General features: G+C 54.4%; 18 protein-coding genes and 1 pseudogene. 7 read left to right on the top strand and 12 right to left on the bottom strand.

The window, feature by feature from the left end:
• Positions 1-221 precede the first annotated feature (221 nt).
• From ACQ0PY_RS20505 to ACQ0PY_RS20495, 3 genes are all read left to right on the top strand, one after another.
• The gene (locus tag ACQ0PY_RS20505) at positions 222-641 is read left to right on the top strand and encodes a hypothetical protein (protein ID WP_042999289.1); all 420 of its coding nucleotides are present in this window, start codon (positions 222-224) and stop codon (positions 639-641) included.
• Between the two features lie 618 nt (positions 642-1,259).
• Positions 1,260-1,460 carry a hypothetical protein gene (locus ACQ0PY_RS20500; RefSeq protein WP_042999290.1) on the top strand — a complete coding sequence of 67 codons (201 nt, stop codon included), beginning with the start codon at positions 1,260-1,262 and terminating at the stop codon, positions 1,458-1,460.
• Positions 1,461-1,480: 20 nt separating this feature from the next.
• Positions 1,481-1,705 carry a hypothetical protein gene (locus ACQ0PY_RS20495; RefSeq protein ID WP_042999291.1) on the top strand — a complete coding sequence of 75 codons (225 nt, stop codon included), beginning with the start codon at positions 1,481-1,483 and terminating at the stop codon, positions 1,703-1,705.
• Here the strand turns inward: ACQ0PY_RS20495 and ACQ0PY_RS20490 are convergent.
• From ACQ0PY_RS20490 to ACQ0PY_RS20455, 8 genes and pseudogenes are all read right to left on the bottom strand, one after another.
• Positions 1,689-2,888, bottom strand: a complete 1,200-nt coding sequence (locus ACQ0PY_RS20490; protein ID WP_109739496.1) for an MFS transporter — start codon at positions 2,886-2,888, stop codon at positions 1,689-1,691. The two genes, ACQ0PY_RS20495 and ACQ0PY_RS20490, sit on opposite strands and share 17 nt — an antisense overlap.
• A gap of 78 nt (positions 2,889-2,966) precedes the next feature.
• On the bottom strand, positions 2,967-3,731 hold the full coding sequence (locus ACQ0PY_RS20485; protein WP_224788354.1) for an SdiA-regulated domain-containing protein: 765 nt from the start codon (positions 3,729-3,731) through the stop codon (positions 2,967-2,969).
• Between the two features lie 194 nt (positions 3,732-3,925).
• Positions 3,926-4,201: a putative Se/S carrier protein gene (locus ACQ0PY_RS20480; protein ID WP_109739495.1), complete on the bottom strand. Its 276-nt coding sequence runs from the start codon at positions 4,199-4,201 to the stop codon at positions 3,926-3,928.
• Positions 4,198-4,965 carry a putative 2-hydroxyacyl-CoA dehydratase activator YjiL gene (yjiL, locus tag ACQ0PY_RS20475; RefSeq protein WP_099433758.1) on the bottom strand — a complete coding sequence of 256 codons (768 nt, stop codon included), beginning with the start codon at positions 4,963-4,965 and terminating at the stop codon, positions 4,198-4,200. The genes ACQ0PY_RS20480 and yjiL overlap by 4 nt, the downstream gene beginning before the upstream one ends.
• A 9-nt stretch (positions 4,966-4,974) precedes the next feature.
• Entirely contained in the window at positions 4,975-6,126 is a 1,152-nt protein-coding gene (locus ACQ0PY_RS20470) for a double-cubane-cluster-containing anaerobic reductase (RefSeq protein WP_042999296.1), read from the bottom strand.
• Between the two features lie 96 nt (positions 6,127-6,222).
• On the bottom strand, positions 6,223-6,462 hold the full coding sequence (locus ACQ0PY_RS20465) for a DUF2164 domain-containing protein (protein WP_042999297.1): 240 nt from the start codon (positions 6,460-6,462) through the stop codon (positions 6,223-6,225).
• Positions 6,463-6,471: 9 nt separating this feature from the next.
• Positions 6,472-7,755 carry a DUF445 domain-containing protein gene (locus ACQ0PY_RS20460; protein WP_042999298.1) on the bottom strand — a complete coding sequence of 428 codons (1,284 nt, stop codon included), beginning with the start codon at positions 7,753-7,755 and terminating at the stop codon, positions 6,472-6,474.
• A 150-nt stretch (positions 7,756-7,905) separates the two neighbouring features.
• Positions 7,906-8,733 (bottom strand): annotated as a pseudogene (locus tag ACQ0PY_RS20455) (LysR family transcriptional regulator); the annotation flags it as partial.
• A gap of 224 nt (positions 8,734-8,957) precedes the next feature.
• Between ACQ0PY_RS20455 and ACQ0PY_RS20450 the strand changes: the two are divergent.
• Positions 8,958-10,196, top strand: coding sequence for a dicarboxylate/amino acid:cation symporter (locus ACQ0PY_RS20450; protein WP_042999300.1), 1,239 nt, complete (start codon positions 8,958-8,960; stop codon positions 10,194-10,196).
• Positions 10,197-10,221: 25 nt separating this feature from the next.
• Positions 10,222-11,412, top strand: a complete 1,191-nt coding sequence (gene metC / locus ACQ0PY_RS20445) for a cystathionine beta-lyase (RefSeq protein WP_042999301.1) — start codon at positions 10,222-10,224, stop codon at positions 11,410-11,412.
• Positions 11,413-11,442: 30 nt separating this feature from the next.
• Here the strand turns inward: metC and mdtM are convergent, their stop codons facing one another.
• The 4 genes from mdtM to ACQ0PY_RS20425 form a co-directional block, all read right to left on the bottom strand.
• Positions 11,443-12,675 carry a multidrug efflux MFS transporter MdtM gene (mdtM, locus tag ACQ0PY_RS20440; protein ID WP_099433781.1) on the bottom strand — a complete coding sequence of 411 codons (1,233 nt, stop codon included), beginning with the start codon at positions 12,673-12,675 and terminating at the stop codon, positions 11,443-11,445.
• Positions 12,676-13,000: 325 nt separating this feature from the next.
• Entirely contained in the window at positions 13,001-13,642 is a 642-nt protein-coding gene (locus ACQ0PY_RS20435; protein WP_042999303.1) for a LysE family translocator, read from the bottom strand.
• 48 nt (positions 13,643-13,690) lie between these two features.
• Positions 13,691-14,506, bottom strand: coding sequence for an AraC family transcriptional regulator (locus ACQ0PY_RS20430; RefSeq protein ID WP_042999304.1), 816 nt, complete (start codon positions 14,504-14,506; stop codon positions 13,691-13,693).
• Between the two features lie 135 nt (positions 14,507-14,641).
• Positions 14,642-16,054, bottom strand: a complete 1,413-nt coding sequence (locus tag ACQ0PY_RS20425; RefSeq protein WP_044264485.1) for an aminotransferase-like domain-containing protein — start codon at positions 16,052-16,054, stop codon at positions 14,642-14,644.
• Between the two features lie 176 nt (positions 16,055-16,230).
• On the opposite strand from ACQ0PY_RS20425, the gene ACQ0PY_RS20420 reads away from it, so the two are divergent.
• Positions 16,231-16,395 carry a DUF1127 domain-containing protein gene (locus tag ACQ0PY_RS20420; protein ID WP_071888362.1) on the top strand — a complete coding sequence of 55 codons (165 nt, stop codon included), beginning with the start codon at positions 16,231-16,233 and terminating at the stop codon, positions 16,393-16,395.
• A gap of 149 nt (positions 16,396-16,544) precedes the next feature.
• Complete coding sequence (locus ACQ0PY_RS20415; RefSeq protein WP_042999305.1) at positions 16,545-17,009, top strand: MarR family winged helix-turn-helix transcriptional regulator; 465 nt, start codon at positions 16,545-16,547, stop codon at positions 17,007-17,009.
• Positions 17,010-17,013 lie beyond the last annotated feature (4 nt).

Genomic DNA, 17,013 nt, shown 5'->3' with positions numbered 1-17,013 from the left:
CGCGTGGGCTGCTTACCCGCACGTTGAACGGCGCATCTGTAGGCGCTATCGCGTCAGGTCAATGAAAGGTATGAAACGGCACGCGCTGATTACAACTTTCCTGTTATGGAGCGCGGCCGCAGAGTTCATAAAAATTAGTGTTACCCCTTCTGTTCGTCATCGTTTTATCCGGGCGGCCTTTGGCGGCCTGCATAACTGTGTTTGCGCAAAGGTGATGATGTATGGTTGATCGAATGTGCGTTCCGCCACTGGCTTCACGACGGGTGAAGCGAACTCAAATTCGCTCACGCGATAAATGGGTTGAAACGGAGCTGTTTGTTGAGCAGGGCGTCAGGTATTTCTTTCATGTCACCGGAAAGTGGTGCGATATGGGGCATTATTGTGACGCGAACGGTTACACCGTCGGCTATTTGAATTTTGCCCGACTCTGGCTGCGTTGCCGCCACGAATCTGCGACCTGGTTTACCCTGATTGGTACTATTGATAAATCAACCGATACCATGTTTGTGATTGGCGACGGCACCCGGCTCAATAATGGCTGGATTGCGCCCCGCAGCGGTGAGTTAGTGGTGTTTGCAAATGATATGTCGGGGATGTACTGGAATAACTTTGGTTCCGTCGTGCTGGAAGTGTGGCGATGAAAAGTAAAGTCAATATCACCCGCGGATGACAGGCATGTCTGGTGGCGTAAAATTTAGTGTACAAAAGCAGTCGGTATTTGTGCGCTTCATCAGATTCTTACCAAAAGCTGGCAAAATTCAGCTTTTAAAATTGATCCATATCAATTGATACGCACTTAATTTGCGTCGTTAAAAAATGTCCTTATTTACGACTTGTTTACCTTTATTGCGTTTATGGTGGCGGTGGTAAGACGTCTGATAACAAAGAAAAGAAGTGACGTTAGCGAAAATTATTGAAAGAGATCGTCGTAACTCTCTCTAAAAAAGCCAGTTATTGCCTTCAAAGTAAACATTTATCCTGTAAGTAACTTATTGGCGCATAGGAATTTTCAATAATCGTGGTGAATGTTTTGCCGGAAGCGCAGGGGCTGAAATGCACTGAATTAATCAGAACATGTAAATAAACCCTGACATCATTAGCCTGCTACGGGCTATCTTTCACTTGAAACAGCGTTCCATTTTAAGGCGTTTTCTTAACATTTCTATCACCCGGCTGCTGAAATTTTGTACGTTGACTTGTTATTCGACCAACTGCATATTCCTCCCCAGTTAAGACGACATAGCCTTCAGGAGCCGACGATGCCTTCCCGCGATTATCCCGATACCCGTAAAGCCAGGGGAACCCGTTCTAAAGATATGGTGCTGTTAAGCGCCCGTGTTGAGACTACGCTATGGGACTACGTTCGGGCGTTGGCGTTAGAAACGCGTAAAAGCAAACAGGACATTATTGCCGAAGCGCTCATGCTGCATCGCACCGCCAATGAAGGCGGCCGTGAATAAGTGCGGGCGGATTTTACAGGATGATGTTTTTACCTCTCTGGCGCGCCATGGCGTGTATTACCGTCACCGCATTAGGACTGACCCTGGTCGTGACAACTGTCTCGCTCATGACGTGGGAACTCAGCGTAACGCTCTTTCCCTGGTCAACCGCGACAACCAGTAAAATCGTCACGGCTTCGCTGCTTTACGAATTACTGGAGTGGATCCACCAGGTCCCCCGTATTATGGTCAGCGCATGTCTTTGATGCGGCACGTCAACAAACGCTTTTGTTTATAGAATTGCAGGGCGCTGATCGTCGCGGCGATAAATAACGCCAGCGCGCCGCACAGCGTGGCATCGGTAATCGCCTGCGTGCCACTGCCTAACAGCGTGGTTAACAGCGGACCCAGAATCTGGCCGATACCGTAGGTCAGCGTCACAAACCCGAGCAGGTTGAGGTTTCCCGGCACAATAAGCTGTCGCGCGAGGGTCATGACCAGCGAGGTGGTGCCCATAAACGTTGCGCCGAACCCCACGCTGCTCAGCACCAGCAACAGCGGAGAGCCGCTGGCCAGCGTCAGGATCACACAGGCCCCCTGAATCACCAGGTTTGCCGTCAGGCATTGCAGCACTCCCCAGCGTTTCGCGGCCCACAGCCAGGCGAAGCAGCCCGGCACAATTGAGACACCGACCAACGTCCACAGATGAACCGTCAGCAGTGGAGAACCCGCCCCTTTCGCCATAAGCGGTAAATAGGTGGCAACGATGATGTAACCGAATCCTGCCAGTCCGTAGAGCAGCGCCAATAGCCACCAGCGCATCGGCTGTGGGTCACTTTTTGCCTGGGTGGCGGCAGGCAGCGTGTGGGCGTGGGACGGAAGCAGCAGCACCAGCAACATCGCCAGGACGGCCGAGAAGGCCACCGCCCCGATCCACAGCGCGTGGGAGGAGAGCGCAAAGTGCAGACCAGCAATCACGTACTCGTTACCCAGCGCAATCCCGACGCCGACGCCAGAAAACAGCGAGGCAATGACAAAAGGATTGCGGGTATGTTGTAGCACCAGCGTGGAGCCAAAGATCAGCATCCCGGCGCTGGCGACTCCCGCCAAAAAGCGCACTAGCATCACCACCATGGGATTGGAGAATAGCGCCATCGCGAGGATCAGTGCGCCGGTCGCCACCGCTGAACTCAACAGCATAGGGCGTAAACGTCCCGGCAGATGAAAAAGCCCGAACGAGAACAACAGGCTGCCGACCAGGTATCCCGCATAGTTGACGCTGGCTATCCACGACAGTTCGGAAAACGTGAAGCGCCCCTCAGCCAGCAGTACGGGCAGCATTGGGGTATAGAGAAAACGGCCAATTCCCATGCCCAGCGCGAGGACCATCATCCCGAAAAGGGCGGTGCGCAGTGAATACCGGTCTGCGATGTGCGGTTGCTGGCTCATGCCGTACCCATTGTTATTTGTCGTGAGCGAAATGCGAGAGTAACAAATTTATAACAAATGGGTAAGGCGATGGCGGTATTATTGTGCGCTCTTAGACGTGAAGCGGTAAAACAGGTTGGGCTCTGCCACGATAAACAGCGTCCCCTGGTTATCCATCGCGATCCCTTCAGCCTGCTGTATGGTGTGCGCCAACCCGTGGTGACCTTCGGTTAGCGGCATGACGCCGAGAACGTTGCCGTCGGTTCTGACCTCTTTGAGCACTCGTGATTCGTGAGATAGGATCAGCAGGCTGTTCCGCTGCGGATTAAACTCCGCGCCTGAAATATCCTGCACACCTAGCTGTTGTTGCAGCGCATGCTCTTTACTGATGGTCAGATTGTCATTATTGAGCAGCCCCGTCACTTTATAGATCCCAATCGGTCTCTTTTCTTTAAAAAACCAGAATGTCTCTTTTTCACGTGACCAGGCGAGGCCCTCAAAACCGTCGTTGGTCGGGGTTTCATAGAGATTAAGCGTTAACTTTTTGATGATGTTGACCTGTGACTGCGCATTGAGGGTAATCACGTAGATGGAATAGTCACTTTCATCGCTGATGACAAATGTGTCGTTACCAATGAACTCGATCGTCTCCAGATCGCGAATAAAATCGAGTGGGATGGTACGCAGCAGTTGACCCTGGCGGGTTAATTCAATAATCGCGGCGGGTTTATTGATTGTGCTGAACAACGTATTCGTTTTATCGGACCAGGTGAGTGAGGAGACATTTTTTTTCACGCCCGCGATCTGTTTAGCGTCTATCGTCGCGCGATAATCGGCAAGGGAGTTATTGTCATTGTCGGGCATGGCGTTACCCGATATGACATAACTCGCCCCCGCAATGAGTAAAGTAAGAAGAAGCATGATTCGCAGAGGTGAATTCAGATATCGGGCGGACAATCTCATTATTCTTCCTTAAATAAAATCAAAGACATTAAGGGAGAAAGTATAAAGATTAATCTTAATGAATCCTTAAACGGGTGATAATTGCATAGTGACATTTATCGTGGTTTCGCGGGGCAACGTGCTGGCGCGTCGAAGGTTGCCACACATTGCCAGTCGCCCTGCTCAAGGCGGTAGATTGATTCGGTGTGACCGGGGATCACCCACCGATCTTGTTCACCAGGCTGGCAATGCAGGTAGACGCACAGTCCGCAGCCCCCGCGCAACTGGCGGGGAATGTCGGCGACCCGAAAGGTCACGCCTGCGGCCTGCAACGCTTTGCGGGTCTGGATCACGCCAATCGTCGAATGAAATAAAAACAGGTATTCCGTCATCCGCGCTTTCTCTGCCGTTGGCCGATCAGCGCCGCGCCGATGGCGCCGGCAAACTGCGCGTCCGGGTGGGTGTTTACCGGGATACCGACATGGCCTTCCAGCATCCGGGCAAACGCTGCGCAGTGGCTGACGCCGCCGGTAAACAGCAGTGGCCCTTCTGAAGAGAGTCGACCAATGAAATTGGCGCTGCGTCGCGCCATGGCATTGATCACCCCCGCGAGGATCGCTTCCGGGGCGATACCCGCAGAGCGTAGGCTAATCACTTCGGATTCGGCAAAAACGGTGCACATACTGCTGATGGCGTGCGGCGCAACGCCAGCGGTAATGGTATCGAGTTGCTCCACGCTGGCGCCCAGGGTGCGTGAAATGACCTCCAGAAAGCGCCCGGTGCCCGCCGCGCATTTGTCATTCATCAGAAAGTCGGTGAGGTTACCATCGTCATCCAGTTGGATCACCTTGCTATCCTGTCCACCGATGTCAATGACCGTGCGGGTGGCAGGTGCGAGCAGCCGCGCACCCAGTCCGTGACAGGAGATTTCCGTCACCTGCTTGTCGGCAAAATCAACCAGCTGGCGGCCATAGCCGGTTAAGGTCAGGTAGGGGCGCGTTTCCAGACCTTCCGCGAGAACCTCCCAGGCCTCACGGATGGCATCGGCAGGGCGGAATGGCGTCGGGCACAGGAAACGGCGCTCAATCACACCGCCGGTGAGTAAAATGCCTTTGGTCGCCGTCGAGCCGGAATCAATTCCTATCGAATACGTCACGCCTGCTCCTCACAGCATTTCAATAAAGGCCGCGACGCGGGTGCTGAGCTGGCCGACATCCGAGGTAGAGTAGTCGGTTTCAATGGCGATATAAGGAATGTTGTGTTGCTGGCGAACATGGCGCTTAATTGCCAGTGATTCAACGGCATAGGTATGACAGGCCTGCAAAATCACGTCCACCACGCCGTCTGCATGGTACTCTTCCACCATCTGGCTGAGCAGCGTCAGGCGCTGATCGTTTGGAGAGATGCACGAACAGCCGATGGCGAGATATTTGTCGGTGAGCGCCTCGTATACGTCACCAGTTTCCGCGACGCACTGCTCGGTCGCCTTCGCGCCGGTACAGTTTTCGTATCCCACCACCCAACCGCCGTTTTCCTCAATGGCGCGCACCACTTTTTCTGCCGCGCCGCCGATCGGACAGCCGGTGATCAGAATACGCGGACGGGCGTCCAGTCGTTTACCATCCTGCCATGCCTGGCGCACGCGTTCAGCCATGCTGTTCAGTTCGTCGATAAGGGCTTCTTTATCAAAGCGGAAGGTCGCGCCGTACACCACTTTCAGGATATCGCTGCCGCTCAATGCAGGGGGATTAAGCTGCCCGAGACGATAGAAATTCGCCAGTGCACGACGCTCACGGTTTTTGAGGACAATGGCGTCACGCAGTGCCGCTTCGGTAACCGGCGTCCCAAAGCGTGCTTCCACAGCCTGTTGCAGACGCAGAATTTCTGCTTTCCACAGCGCGCGTGAGGCGGCATCCTGGCTGCTGTTTGGCAACTGCATGACGTGAACGGCTTTGAACTCCGCCATATATTCGTACATTTTCTTTTTGCCATCGCAGGTGGTTTCACCCACTACCAGGTCGGAAAAGTAAAAATAGGGGCATTTGTCGGTTTTGCCGAAACCGTAGCTGCTTTTGATCAGCGGGCAGAGGTTGCGCGGTAGATCTTTTTCGGCTTCTTCGATGGTTTCATCCGACGTTGAGCACAGCGAGACCACCACCGCACCCGCCGCCATCGGGATCTCCTGCGGCATGAAGGTGCAATAGGTTCCCACCAGCGGGATACCCTGCTCTTTGAGATCCATCACGGTGAGAAAGCCTTTCTGGCGGGCTTCAGAGAACTGGTCGAAAATGGCGGGCAGATCGGTGATAAGCGACATGGATTTTCCTTCCCCGTGACACGGGAGATGTTAAAAGTGCTCGCATTATAACCATGTCAATGTTATGGATTTATTGATCTCCCGCCAGGTAAGGCATTATAAAATCTTCTTCAGATCCATCTCTTCCTGGATGCGCTCGCTCCAGGCCAGATGCGTGCGAATCGCCTCCTCAATGCCCGCGTTGTAGTACACAGGCCCTAGTTTTTCGCTAATGAAATCAATAAAAAACTCAGCGTCGAACTGTTCCAGCTCCAGTTCGAAATGATCGCGGCAGTAGTCTCTGAGCGCATCGCGCAGACCGTCGCGCTGCGCCGGGGAAAGGGTAATGTCAGCCATTTTTTCTCCTTAAAAAGTGGACAGTGCGGGCAGCAGTGAGGGAAGTTGCGATAACAGGTATAAGACCAGCCCGATCGTCCCGCCCACCAGCGTGCCGTTGACGCGGATAAACTGTAAATCTTTCCCGATGTTAAGTTCAATCTGCCGCGACATATCGCGGGCATCCCAGCTTTTCACCGTATCGCTGATGTGGCGGGTCAGGAAGGCGGCAAACTCCGGCGCCACCCGATGGGCGGCCTGCTCCAGATGGCCGTTGAGCGAAGCGCGCAGCGCATCGTCGGCGATCAGCGTTTCGCCAAACCACTGTCCGGCATGGGCGATTCGCTGCTTCACCCTGGAATCGTCGGCGTTGATATCCTGCTTCAGCCACTGACGTAAATCCGCCCACAGCTCGCCGAGGTAGCGGTTAAAGGCTTCATCTTCTTTCAGGTAATCTTTGATGCTTTCCGCCCGGTTCGCCATCTCCGGATCGTTTTTCAGTTTGTCGATAAGCCTGAACGTGGCGCGATCGAAGGCGTGGCGGATTTGATGCGCGCGATCGTGGCTGATGTCGTCGAGCAGCGAGTTCACCGCTTCCGATACCAGCTCCGCGCTGTGCTCGCCCAGCCATTCGGTAGGCAGAATTTTAGCCTTCAGCGGATGCTCGGTCTCCAGCCAGTGGACGATTTGCCGGGCGATAAAGGTCCTCGAACTGTCGCGCTGGAGGAGGGATATCAACTGGACGATCAGCGTATCGAGCAGAACCTGATGGCGATCGTTTTTGGTCATGCTTTCCAGCATCAGGGCGCTGGTGCCGGAGAGATCGACCTTATCAATCGCCTTATGCACCGCCCGTTTTAGCAGGCGCTGGATACGGGCATCGTCGGTCAGTTCCAGAAAACCGCTCACGATCTGCAACAGATGCTGTCCGACCCGCTGGGCGTTTTCCGGCTGGCTGAACCAGTTGCCAATCAGCAGCGCGGGTTCATGGCGGCGGATCAGCGCGACCAGGGACTGGGTGTCGAGGAATTTCTCCTGCACAAACTGCCCCAGATTCTCGCCGATGCGGTCCTTATTGCGGGGAATAATCGCCGTGTGCCGCGAAATGAACGGGAGAGGGACGCGGCGAAACAGCGCCACCACCGCGAACCAGTCCGCCAGGGCACCGACCATCGCCGCCTCGGCAATGGCTTTGATCCCGCTGACCCAAAAACCAGGCGGCAGGAAGAGGGTGATGACGAACGTAGTGGCCGCGATCAGCAGTAACGAAAGCGCCAGCAGTTTGGCGCGTTTGAGTTCAGCAATTTTATTCATACGCTTAAGGATAGAGCCAGACGGAGGGATCGTGCAAAAACAACCGGGGATCAGCCGGGGATCCAGTTGTCCCACGCTGGCAGTGTCCCCTAACTCCGCGACCAAAAAATCAATAAACGAACGCACCTTCGGATTGCTGTATTTGCTGGGGAAATAGAGCGCGTAAAGGGTGTGCGTTTCGCAGGCGATCGTGCCGTCGAGCATCAGCGGGGTGATCTCCTCTTTCTGGATATGATCGCCAATCAGATAGGTCGGCAGATAGGCCACGCCCTGATCTTCCAGCACCGACTTCAGCAGGACCAGGCTGCTGTTGGCCTGGATCGGCATATGCAGTTTTAGCTGATGCAGGCGATCCTGCTCGTCGGCAACCTTCAGAACCGGGGTCAGGCCAGGATAAACCAGACAATCGTGATCGACCAGATCGGTACGACGCAGCGGCATCCCTTTCTTCGCGAGGTAACCGGGGGAGGCGCAGTACGCCCAGCGGATCGGCACCAGTTTACGCGTGGCATAGTTTTGCGGCGGGGCGGTGGAGATGCGCAGGGCGATATCGAAATCCGTGTCGTTCAGATTGACGAAGTTATCGTTGAGATCGATATACAGGTTCACATCCGGGTATTGGGTGCGATATTTATCTACCAGATTGACCAGTCGGGAATAGCCGAAGGCAATCGAACAGGTAATGCGTAATTCACCCTGCGGATTATGATAATAACCAGAGGTGGTATTAAGCGTTTCATCAAATTCTTTCAGTAATTTATTGGCCCGGTTAAACAAATATTGCCCGGCGTCGGTCAGCGTAATACTGCGGGTCGTGCGCTTAATTAATGTTGTCCCCAGCGTATCTTCCATTGCCGCCAGACTTTTACTGACCGCGGACGGTGACACGTTAAGTTGCACCGCGGCTTCAGATAAACCTCCGCAGTCCACAATCCGGACAAAAAATTCTAAGTGCTTGAGAGAAATGGGTGTGCTCATTGTTTCCTTTTGCTCATAAGTGATTTGCAAAAACGGTACGAATAGGCCGTTACATTGGGTTTTGAAACATGTAACTATTGAATCACAGGAAACGACATGCGCACAAAATGAAAAAATAACAACTTAAGTGAGGTGCGTCACAAATAGTAAGGAGGCAAAAACAGAACGTCGCCAAATTGTGAATTTACTCTCATTTAATTCCATTCTTATAAAAGGTACCGATTATGTGGACACGACTCGAACCCTACAAATCGTCAATTATTTTATTACTTGCTCTGGTGGCAGGTGGTTTATTAGGGATTTTAGCCCCCGCGTTTGCCAGTAAACTCCAGCCGATAGGTCAGATTTTCCTGAACCTGTTATTTATGATTATCGTTCCGCTGGTGGGAATCAGCGTAATGTCCTCTATCGCCAGTATGACCGACCTGAAACGCTTAGGGCGAATTATGGCGATTATCTTTATCGTTTCCATCGCGATGGCGTTTATTCCGGCGGCCGTTATCGTGGCGTTAGCCCTGTGGTACAACCCGGCGCAGGGGGTCACTATCGATCTCTCGCAGTCTGTGCAGGCGGGCAGCGGCAAGATGGATTTTGTCAGCATGATCACCACCAACGACTTTATTGGTCTGTTTTCTAAGTCGAATATTCTCGCGCTGATCGTGATGGCGATCATTGCCGGGATCGCGATTGGTCAGTCAGAACAGGCGGGTAAACGTATTGCCTCGCTGCTGGACGATGCCAACACCGTCATTATGAAGATCGTGTCGATCATCATGAAGGTCGCGCCGCTGGGGCTCGGTTGCTACTTTGCGGCGACGATGGCCAGCCAGGATTCCGGACTGCTGCTCACCTTTGCCCGGGCAATTGGTCTGTTCATGGTTGCCACGCTGGCTTACTACATTTTCGGCTCTATTCTCTACTCTTACATTGGCGGCGGCGTACCGGCGGTGAAGGCCTTCTGGCGTCACGCCATTGAGCCTTCTGTCACGGCGCTGGGTACCTGTTCTTCGCTGGGCACGCTGCCGGTGACGCTGCGCGCGGGCAAAGCGATGGGGATTAACCCGGAAATTGTGGATGTCTCGATCCCACTGCTGGTCAACCTGAACAAAGGCGGCGTGGCGATGATTGCGGCGCTGAAGATCGTCTTTATTTACTCGGTGCTGGGGATTCCATTCACCACGGAAACCTTCTTCCTGACCATGCTGATCGCCGTGCTTTCCGCGATTATCGTCGGCGGCGTACCGGGCGGGGCGTTCCTTGGGGAGATATTTATCGTCACCACGCTGGGACTGCCGATGGAAACCATTCCGATGTTGGTAGTGCTGGGCACCATTACCGATGCCCCGGCGACGCTGATCAACGTGATTCATGATTTGAATGCGGCACAAATTGTAGAACGCTTCTCCGGGAAAAAGTCGGTGAATGCAGAGATGAATGCGACGGCGACGGCCGCCGAGGTTTAACGCACGGATTAAGGATAAGAAGGTTATGAAAGATTCAGTGAAACTCGAAACCCAGTTGGTCATCGCCGGACGCGATAAACGCTATACCCAGGGCGCGGTAAACCCGGTTATCCAGCGCGCCTCTTCGCTGGTGTTTGATACCGTGAAGGACAAAAAATTCGCCACCGCCAATCGCGCAAACGGTGAGTTGTTTTATGGTCGTCGCGGCACTTATACCCACTTCGCGTTTCAGAAAGCGATGAGCGAACTGGAAGGCGGCGTCGGCTGTGCGCTCTATCCGTGCGGTGCGGCGGCGGTGACAAACGCGATCCTCGCGTTTGTACAACGTGGCGATCATCTGCTGATGACCGGGGCGGCATATGAACCAACACAGGATTTCTGCAATAAGATCCTGAGCAAATTCAACGTCGAAACGACGTACTACGATCCGATGATCGGCGCCGGAATTGTCGATCTGATCCGCCCAGAAACCAAAGTGGTGTTCCTTGAATCACCGAGCTCGATCACCATGGAAGTGCAGGATGTGCCGGGAATGGTGAAGGCTATTCGTGCGGTGAACCCGGAGATCGTCATTATGATCGACAACACCTGGGCGGCTGGCGTGTTGTTTAAGGCGCTGGACTACGGCGTGGATATCTCGATTCAGGCTGGCACCAAATACACGATTGGTCACTCTGACGGCATGCTGGGAACGGCGGTATCCAACGCCCGTTGCTGGGACCAATTGCGTGAAAACTCGTATCTGATGGGGCAAACGCTGGATGCCGATACCGCGTATAACGGCAGTCGCGGCCTGCGTACGCTGTCGGTGCGTCTGAAGCAGCATCAGGAGAGTAGCATTCAGATTGCCCGTTGGCTGTCGGCACGCGCAGAAGTGGCGCGGGTGAATCATCCGGCACTGCCGGAATGTCCGGGCCACGAATACTTCACGCGTGATTTCAGCGGCAGTTCTGGTTTGTTCTCGTTCGTGCTGAAAAAGCGACTGACGGATGAACAGTTAGCGAACTTCCTCGATAACTTCTCGCTGTTCCACATGGCTTACTCATGGGGCGGATTTGAGTCATTGATTCTGGCGAACCAACCGGAAGAGTTGAACAGCATTCGCCCGGCCGGTGAGGTTGATTTCAGCGGGACGCTGGTGAGGGTGCATATCGGCCTGGAAGATGTCGGCGATTTGATTGCCGACCTTGAAGCCGGATTTGCCCGCATTGCTTAAAAAAACGGCCCCGCATGGCGGGGCCTGATTTTACTTCTCTGTTGCCAGTTCCGTTGCGTGATACTGGCGTACCCGCGTTAACAACCCTTTCAACGTGAATACCACCGCCACTCCCGCAATGACCGCCAACAGGTGAAACGGGATCCGACCGCCGTTAAACCACAGTCCGCGACCGATTTCGACGGAAACGGCCATCACCGCCAGAATGACCATGTTCAGCGAGGCCGACACGGTTCCTTTCGGCAGGTTGTTGGTAAACAGCGTGAAGCGGAACAGCGTCGGGAAGATTAGCCCAATGCCAAACGCATACAGACTGGTGCCCAACACCGACCACAGCCACACGTGAGGCCAGAGCAGGTTCCCGGCGATCAGTACAAACAGGCCGCTGAGCTGAATGGGCACCGCACGCCAGATAAAGCGCGGGTTGGTCGGATCTTTTACAAAACGAGCAACGACCATGTTGGCGACGATGACCGCACCGAATACCGGAACCTGTACCCAGGCGAACTGGGAGGACGTCATGCCACCCGCGTCGATCAGGATCACCGGGGAAACGGCGACCCAACTCATCATTGGGATGTAACTTAGCGAGATCGTGGCGACGCCAAAGAGGAACACGCGGTTGCGAAAGACATCGCGAAAATCGCGTACGACGCTGATCGCACTAAACGGCACCGCGCCGCGCTGGACCGTCTCCGGCATCGCCAGCAACAGGCCCATAAAGGCGATAAAACCCATTACCGCAATAATGGCGAACAGCACCTTCCAGTGGACGAAGTGCATCAGCGCCGCACCGGAAAGCGGGCCAATGATCGGCGCTACCAGCACGATAGAGGTGATGATTGCCATCAGCTTGATGGCTTTCGTTTGTCCGAACGCCTCCTGCACCGTGACGTAGCCGACCGTCGCGATAAAGCAGATGCTGGTGCCCTGCACCACGCGCGCGATCAGAAACTGTGTCATTGAAGTGGTGAACAGCGTGGCGGTACAGGCGAGGGAAAAAATGAGCGCCCCCGTGACCAATACCGGACGACGACCGATCCGGTCGGAAAGCGGCCCCAGCAGCCATTGCAGCGCCATCCCTCCGGCGAGATAGAGACTGACCGCCGCCGGCGCCAGACTGACATCGGCATCAAACTCCCGCACGACGTTGATGATGCCCGGCTGAATCAGGTCCGTCGACAGATAGGCGGCAAAATCGTACAGAATCAGCGCCATCGGAAAGAACAGCGTCGTGGCGTGCCGCTTGAAAAACTCAATAATCCATTGCATACAAAACGAACTCCATGTGGAGAACCCCTTAACGGGAACAACGAAATTCAATACTGTCACAGGGACATCAGGCAGAAAAGAGAGAACAGCAGACTGCGGATGTACTGAATTTCATGTAATCAAAAGCACTGCCCATGAGAATCACAGACAGGGGAACACATTCTGACGCTTGTCAGAATGTGTAGCGATTACAGATGGTTATCAGCACATCACACCTCGGGAAAAGTAAGTTGAACGGAAAATATACACCTTAAGTGTCATTATAATTTGATGTTAGTCAATAGAATGGGCTGAATTCATTCAGTATCTCAATGAGCTACGGGAAGAGAAAGCGCCAGACGATCCCGCAGCCAAAGGCGATCAACACGACCCCGGCGAGACGTTCGATCCACACGATCCCGTGGCTTAGCCGTCGCTGGATAAACGGCAGGCCAATCCCCATCACAATCAACAGATCCCAGCACAGTACGACGCTGGTCATCCAGATCCCGCTGACGGCCTGCTGCACCAGCGTCACTGACGGGCCAAGCAGGGCGGTCATCAGCGCCAGATAGAACAAGGCGTTTTTCGGGTTGAGCAGCGACGAACCCAGCCCCAGCAGCACTTGTTTGCCCAATCCCGGACGCGTGGACTGGGCATCTGCGCCCGTCAGCGTTTGCGGACGACTGCGTAGCAGCAGGCTGCCGATCCACAGTAAATAAAGTGCGCCCAACAGTGCGATCAACGTGAAGAGCTGGGGAAGCTGACGGAGGATCCCCCAGCCGGCAATCGCCAGCAGGATATAGATGCCGTTACCGGCGGCGATCCCAAGGCACAGCCCGGCACTGCCGCGCAGTCGATAGCGAACGGCGTAGCCCACCAGTAAAAAGAAATCCGGTCCGGGGCTGAGCAGCGCCACAAAGTGAGCCAGCGCCAGGGCGGGAAAGGCAGGGGGAAAGAGTACAGACAACGGTTCCATAGTGACCTCAGTGTGCAAACCTGAGTTCACGCTACGCCCGGTGAAACGCTAATTATTGTCTGATATTGATCGTCCCCGCGCATACTGACGCGGTGTGGCGGCGGTATAACTGACAAAGGTGCGGTGGAAATGGCTCTGGTCGGCAAAACCACTCTGATAGCCGACGTCGGCGATATCGTCTCCGGCGCGCAGTCGCGTTCTGGCAAAATCGATCCGCGCGATGTTCAGATAGCTGCCCGGCGTCAGACCGGTGTCCTGCTTAAAGGTGCGAATCAGCGTCTCTTTGCGCATGCCGAACTCTTGCGCGACATCATCAAGCGACGGTGGAGAGAGCAAATTGCTGTGCAGCCGCGCTTTCAGAGACTGACTGGTCGCTCGCGGACGCGGCGGATTTCCTGACTGCAAGGGGAGTGCGCGCAGCAAGAGGCGGACGGCATCGATAAGCGGCGCGGTTTGCCGTTTCTCCATTAACGCCACAAGGTCGAGAAAGCGCTGAAAGCGTTGTGGATCGCGGATCACCGGGTTCGGGGCGAAAAACGGTGCAGGGATTGTCTGTTCGGACAACTGGGCAACACACCAGTCCGCGTCCAGGTAGAGCATATGGTAGCTGCGACACTGTCCATCGACCGGATTACAGCTGTGCGGCACATGCGGTGGGATCACAATCAGATCGCCTGCCTGCAAACGGTATTCTTTGCCATCGCTGACACAGCAGGTTTCACCTTCCAGAATGGCCCCAATGGAGAGCTGCGGATGATGATGGCGCTTATAGGCCTGATGGCTGCGCCAGGTGCTGCGCAACTCCAGCCATGCAAGCCGCTCATCGCGCCAGAACGATTGTGGAATATCTCGGGTGTGGGTCACAATTAGTGCCTCCGGCATAGTCATGCTTTGTTATATCACGGTACAAAGACTTACCGGACTTTCCGCAGAAGAGCTGCAGAGTGTGATTCACTGAATACGCTGTGTCGCGTTCAGGCCGTCCGGTAAGTCGAATGTTTACTCCATCGCGACTTTGATCGCCTCGCCCAGCTTCTGCATCACGTCCCGGTGCTTCTCGCTGGGCGGGAGCGCACAGTTTATGCGCACACAGTTGCGGTATTTCCCTGATGCGGAAAACAGTGAGCCCGGCGCGACCTGAATTTTCAGGCGGCAAAGCTGTTTGGCAACGCAAACCATATCCACTTGTTCCGGCAATTCGACCCACAGCATAAAACCGCCTTTTGGTCGCGTAACGCAGATGCCGCAGGGAAAATATTCCCGCGCCCAGCAGGTATAAATCTCCATATTACGCTGATAAATCTGGCGCATACGCCGGACGTGGCGATGGTAGTGTCCTTCCCGGACAAACGTCGCAGCCGCCAGTTGTGTGGCGGGAACGTTGGTGCCAATGACCGCATATTTCATATGCAGTAATTTGTCGTGATAACGACCCGGAGCGACCCAGCCGACGCGCAGGCCAGGGGCGACCGATTTAGTGAATGAACTGCAAAGGATAACCCGACCGTCGATATCCCAGGAGTGAATGGTTCTGGGGCGGGGATACTCTGTCGCCAGTTCACCGTAAACATCATCCTCGAAAATCACAATGTCGTGGCGTTGAGCGAGCGCCAGCACCGCCCGCTTACGGGCGTCCGGCATGATAAAACCGAGCGGGTTATTGCAATTGGGCACCAGGATAACGCCTTTGATCGGCCACTGTTCAAGCGCCAGCTCCAGCGCTTCAATACTGATGCCGGTATCCGGATCGGTCGGGATCTCAATCACTTTGATCCCTAAACCGCGCAGCAATTGCATGGTGCCGTAATAAGCCGGGGATTCCACAGCGACAATGTCTCCTGGCTGGCAGACGGCCAGCAGGGCCAGTGACATGCCGCTTTGACTGCCGCTGGTGATCACCAGATCGTCGGCGTTAACCACCGATCCGCCATCCAGCATCAGCCGGGCGATTTGCTGGCGTAGTGCGAGGCTGCCAGCCAGTTCATCGTAGCCCAGAACCGCACTCAGATTGTGTTGTGCTACGCGACTGAGTTCGCGCCAGAGCGGTTTCAGGCTGGGTTGGCTAACATCCGGAATACCGCTGCTAAGCGGGATAACCGATTGGTCGTGATGGCCTTCCAGCATGTTCAGTACCTGCTCCCATTGGGTAATCTCAACCGGACGCTGTACCGGACGCGACATCGGCGGGACCGGCGGCAGCGCTTTCTGAGGCGCGACGAAGTAGCCTGAACGGGGCTGCGGCGTAATGAGCTGCAATGATTCCAGTACCTGATACGCCTGCTGTACGGTGCTGATACTGACACCGTGCTCCTGACTCAGACTGCGTACTGACGGCAATTTCTCTCCGTGACGATACAGCCCTTGTTCAATACGCTCGGTCAGCAGGTTGGCCAGATGTTGGTAACGGGTCATGCTGTATCCCTCGAAGATGCCATACAGATGTAAAAACCAGTACAGACAGGTGCAAAATGTGCGATGCAGAGACAGTATTAGCGAATCTGTATGTTAAATAAAAGCTGTTTTTGAATCTGTATTGATCCACTCGAAAACCGCCAGAATACAGGCTCTGGTATGAGAGGGGGTGGAGTATGGAATTTCATGAAAACAAAGCAAAGCAGCCGTTTATTGGTTTTGTCCTGATCTGGCGAGCGTTTAAAAAATGGCATCTGCAGGCGCAAACCCGACGGATCCTGCAACAGATGAGTGATGAGCGACTCAAGGATCTGGGATTACGCCGGGATCAGATTGAATAGCGTGACTGTAGCAGTCAGAGGCTGGAGGTTGAACCCGTCCGGCCTTTGTTACATTCATAAAATTTATCAATTCATGCTTACAGACAGTGTGTTTCTTGATACTTATCCTGATAAGTATTATTTTCCTTTCGCTTAGAGAGGAAAGAGACATGACTGAAGATGAGCTGTTTGCCCGCCGCCCGTTGGGGATGCGTATGGCGATGGTCGTGCGTCAATGGCGGGCCATTATTGATGCGGCTATTACCGATACCGGCCTGACCCAGTCCAGCTGGACGGTGCTGATGCAACTGTATCAACTGGGCGATAACGTTTCGGTCAGTGAACTGGCACAGGTGCAGGGTATTGAACTGCCACCGCTGATGCGCACGCTCACACAACTGGAAAATCAGGGCTATCTGGTGCGTTCCACATCGCCTTATGACAAACGCATCCGTCTGCTAATGCTAACTGCGGAAGGCCGTGCCCGGCTGGTAGAGTTGAACCGGATGATTGAAGCCTATCAATGTCGCGTCACGCGTACCATTCCTGAAGCAGATCTCGCTTCCTTCAGCGCCACCTTAAATGTAATCGCCTGCAATCTGCGGACAATCCGCGAAGAAGATAATCAACACTAAAAAC

It is taken from the genome of Citrobacter sp. LST-B2 (assembly GCF_057983045.1).
This window is presented reverse-complemented; position numbering and strand designations above follow the sequence as displayed.

Excerpts from the sequence above, each read along its gene's own strand:
- ACQ0PY_RS20505 (WP_042999289.1), top strand. The coding sequence starts at position 222 with ATGGTTGATCGAATGTGCGTTCCGCCACTGGCTTCACGACGGGTGAAG.
- ACQ0PY_RS20500 (WP_042999290.1), top strand. The coding sequence starts at position 1,260 with ATGCCTTCCCGCGATTATCCCGATACCCGTAAAGCCAGGGGAACCCGT.
- ACQ0PY_RS20495 (WP_042999291.1), top strand. The coding sequence starts at position 1,481 with ATGATGTTTTTACCTCTCTGGCGCGCCATGGCGTGTATTACCGTCACC.
- ACQ0PY_RS20490 (WP_109739496.1), bottom strand. The coding sequence starts at position 2,888 with ATGAGCCAGCAACCGCACATCGCAGACCGGTATTCACTGCGCACCGCC.
- ACQ0PY_RS20485 (WP_224788354.1), bottom strand. The coding sequence starts at position 3,731 with ATGCCCGACAATGACAATAACTCCCTTGCCGATTATCGCGCGACGATA.
- ACQ0PY_RS20480 (WP_109739495.1), bottom strand. The coding sequence starts at position 4,201 with ATGACGGAATACCTGTTTTTATTTCATTCGACGATTGGCGTGATCCAG.
- ACQ0PY_RS20470 (WP_042999296.1), bottom strand. The coding sequence starts at position 6,126 with ATGTCGCTTATCACCGATCTGCCCGCCATTTTCGACCAGTTCTCTGAA.
- ACQ0PY_RS20465 (WP_042999297.1), bottom strand. The coding sequence starts at position 6,462 with ATGGCTGACATTACCCTTTCCCCGGCGCAGCGCGACGGTCTGCGCGAT.
- ACQ0PY_RS20460 (WP_042999298.1), bottom strand. The coding sequence starts at position 7,755 with ATGAATAAAATTGCTGAACTCAAACGCGCCAAACTGCTGGCGCTTTCG.
- ACQ0PY_RS20450 (WP_042999300.1), top strand. The coding sequence starts at position 8,958 with ATGTGGACACGACTCGAACCCTACAAATCGTCAATTATTTTATTACTT.
- metC (WP_042999301.1), top strand. The coding sequence starts at position 10,222 with ATGAAAGATTCAGTGAAACTCGAAACCCAGTTGGTCATCGCCGGACGC.
- ACQ0PY_RS20435 (WP_042999303.1), bottom strand. The coding sequence starts at position 13,642 with ATGGAACCGTTGTCTGTACTCTTTCCCCCTGCCTTTCCCGCCCTGGCG.
- ACQ0PY_RS20425 (WP_044264485.1), bottom strand. The coding sequence starts at position 16,054 with ATGACCCGTTACCAACATCTGGCCAACCTGCTGACCGAGCGTATTGAA.
- ACQ0PY_RS20420 (WP_071888362.1), top strand. The coding sequence starts at position 16,231 with ATGGAATTTCATGAAAACAAAGCAAAGCAGCCGTTTATTGGTTTTGTC.
- ACQ0PY_RS20415 (WP_042999305.1), top strand. The coding sequence starts at position 16,545 with ATGACTGAAGATGAGCTGTTTGCCCGCCGCCCGTTGGGGATGCGTATG.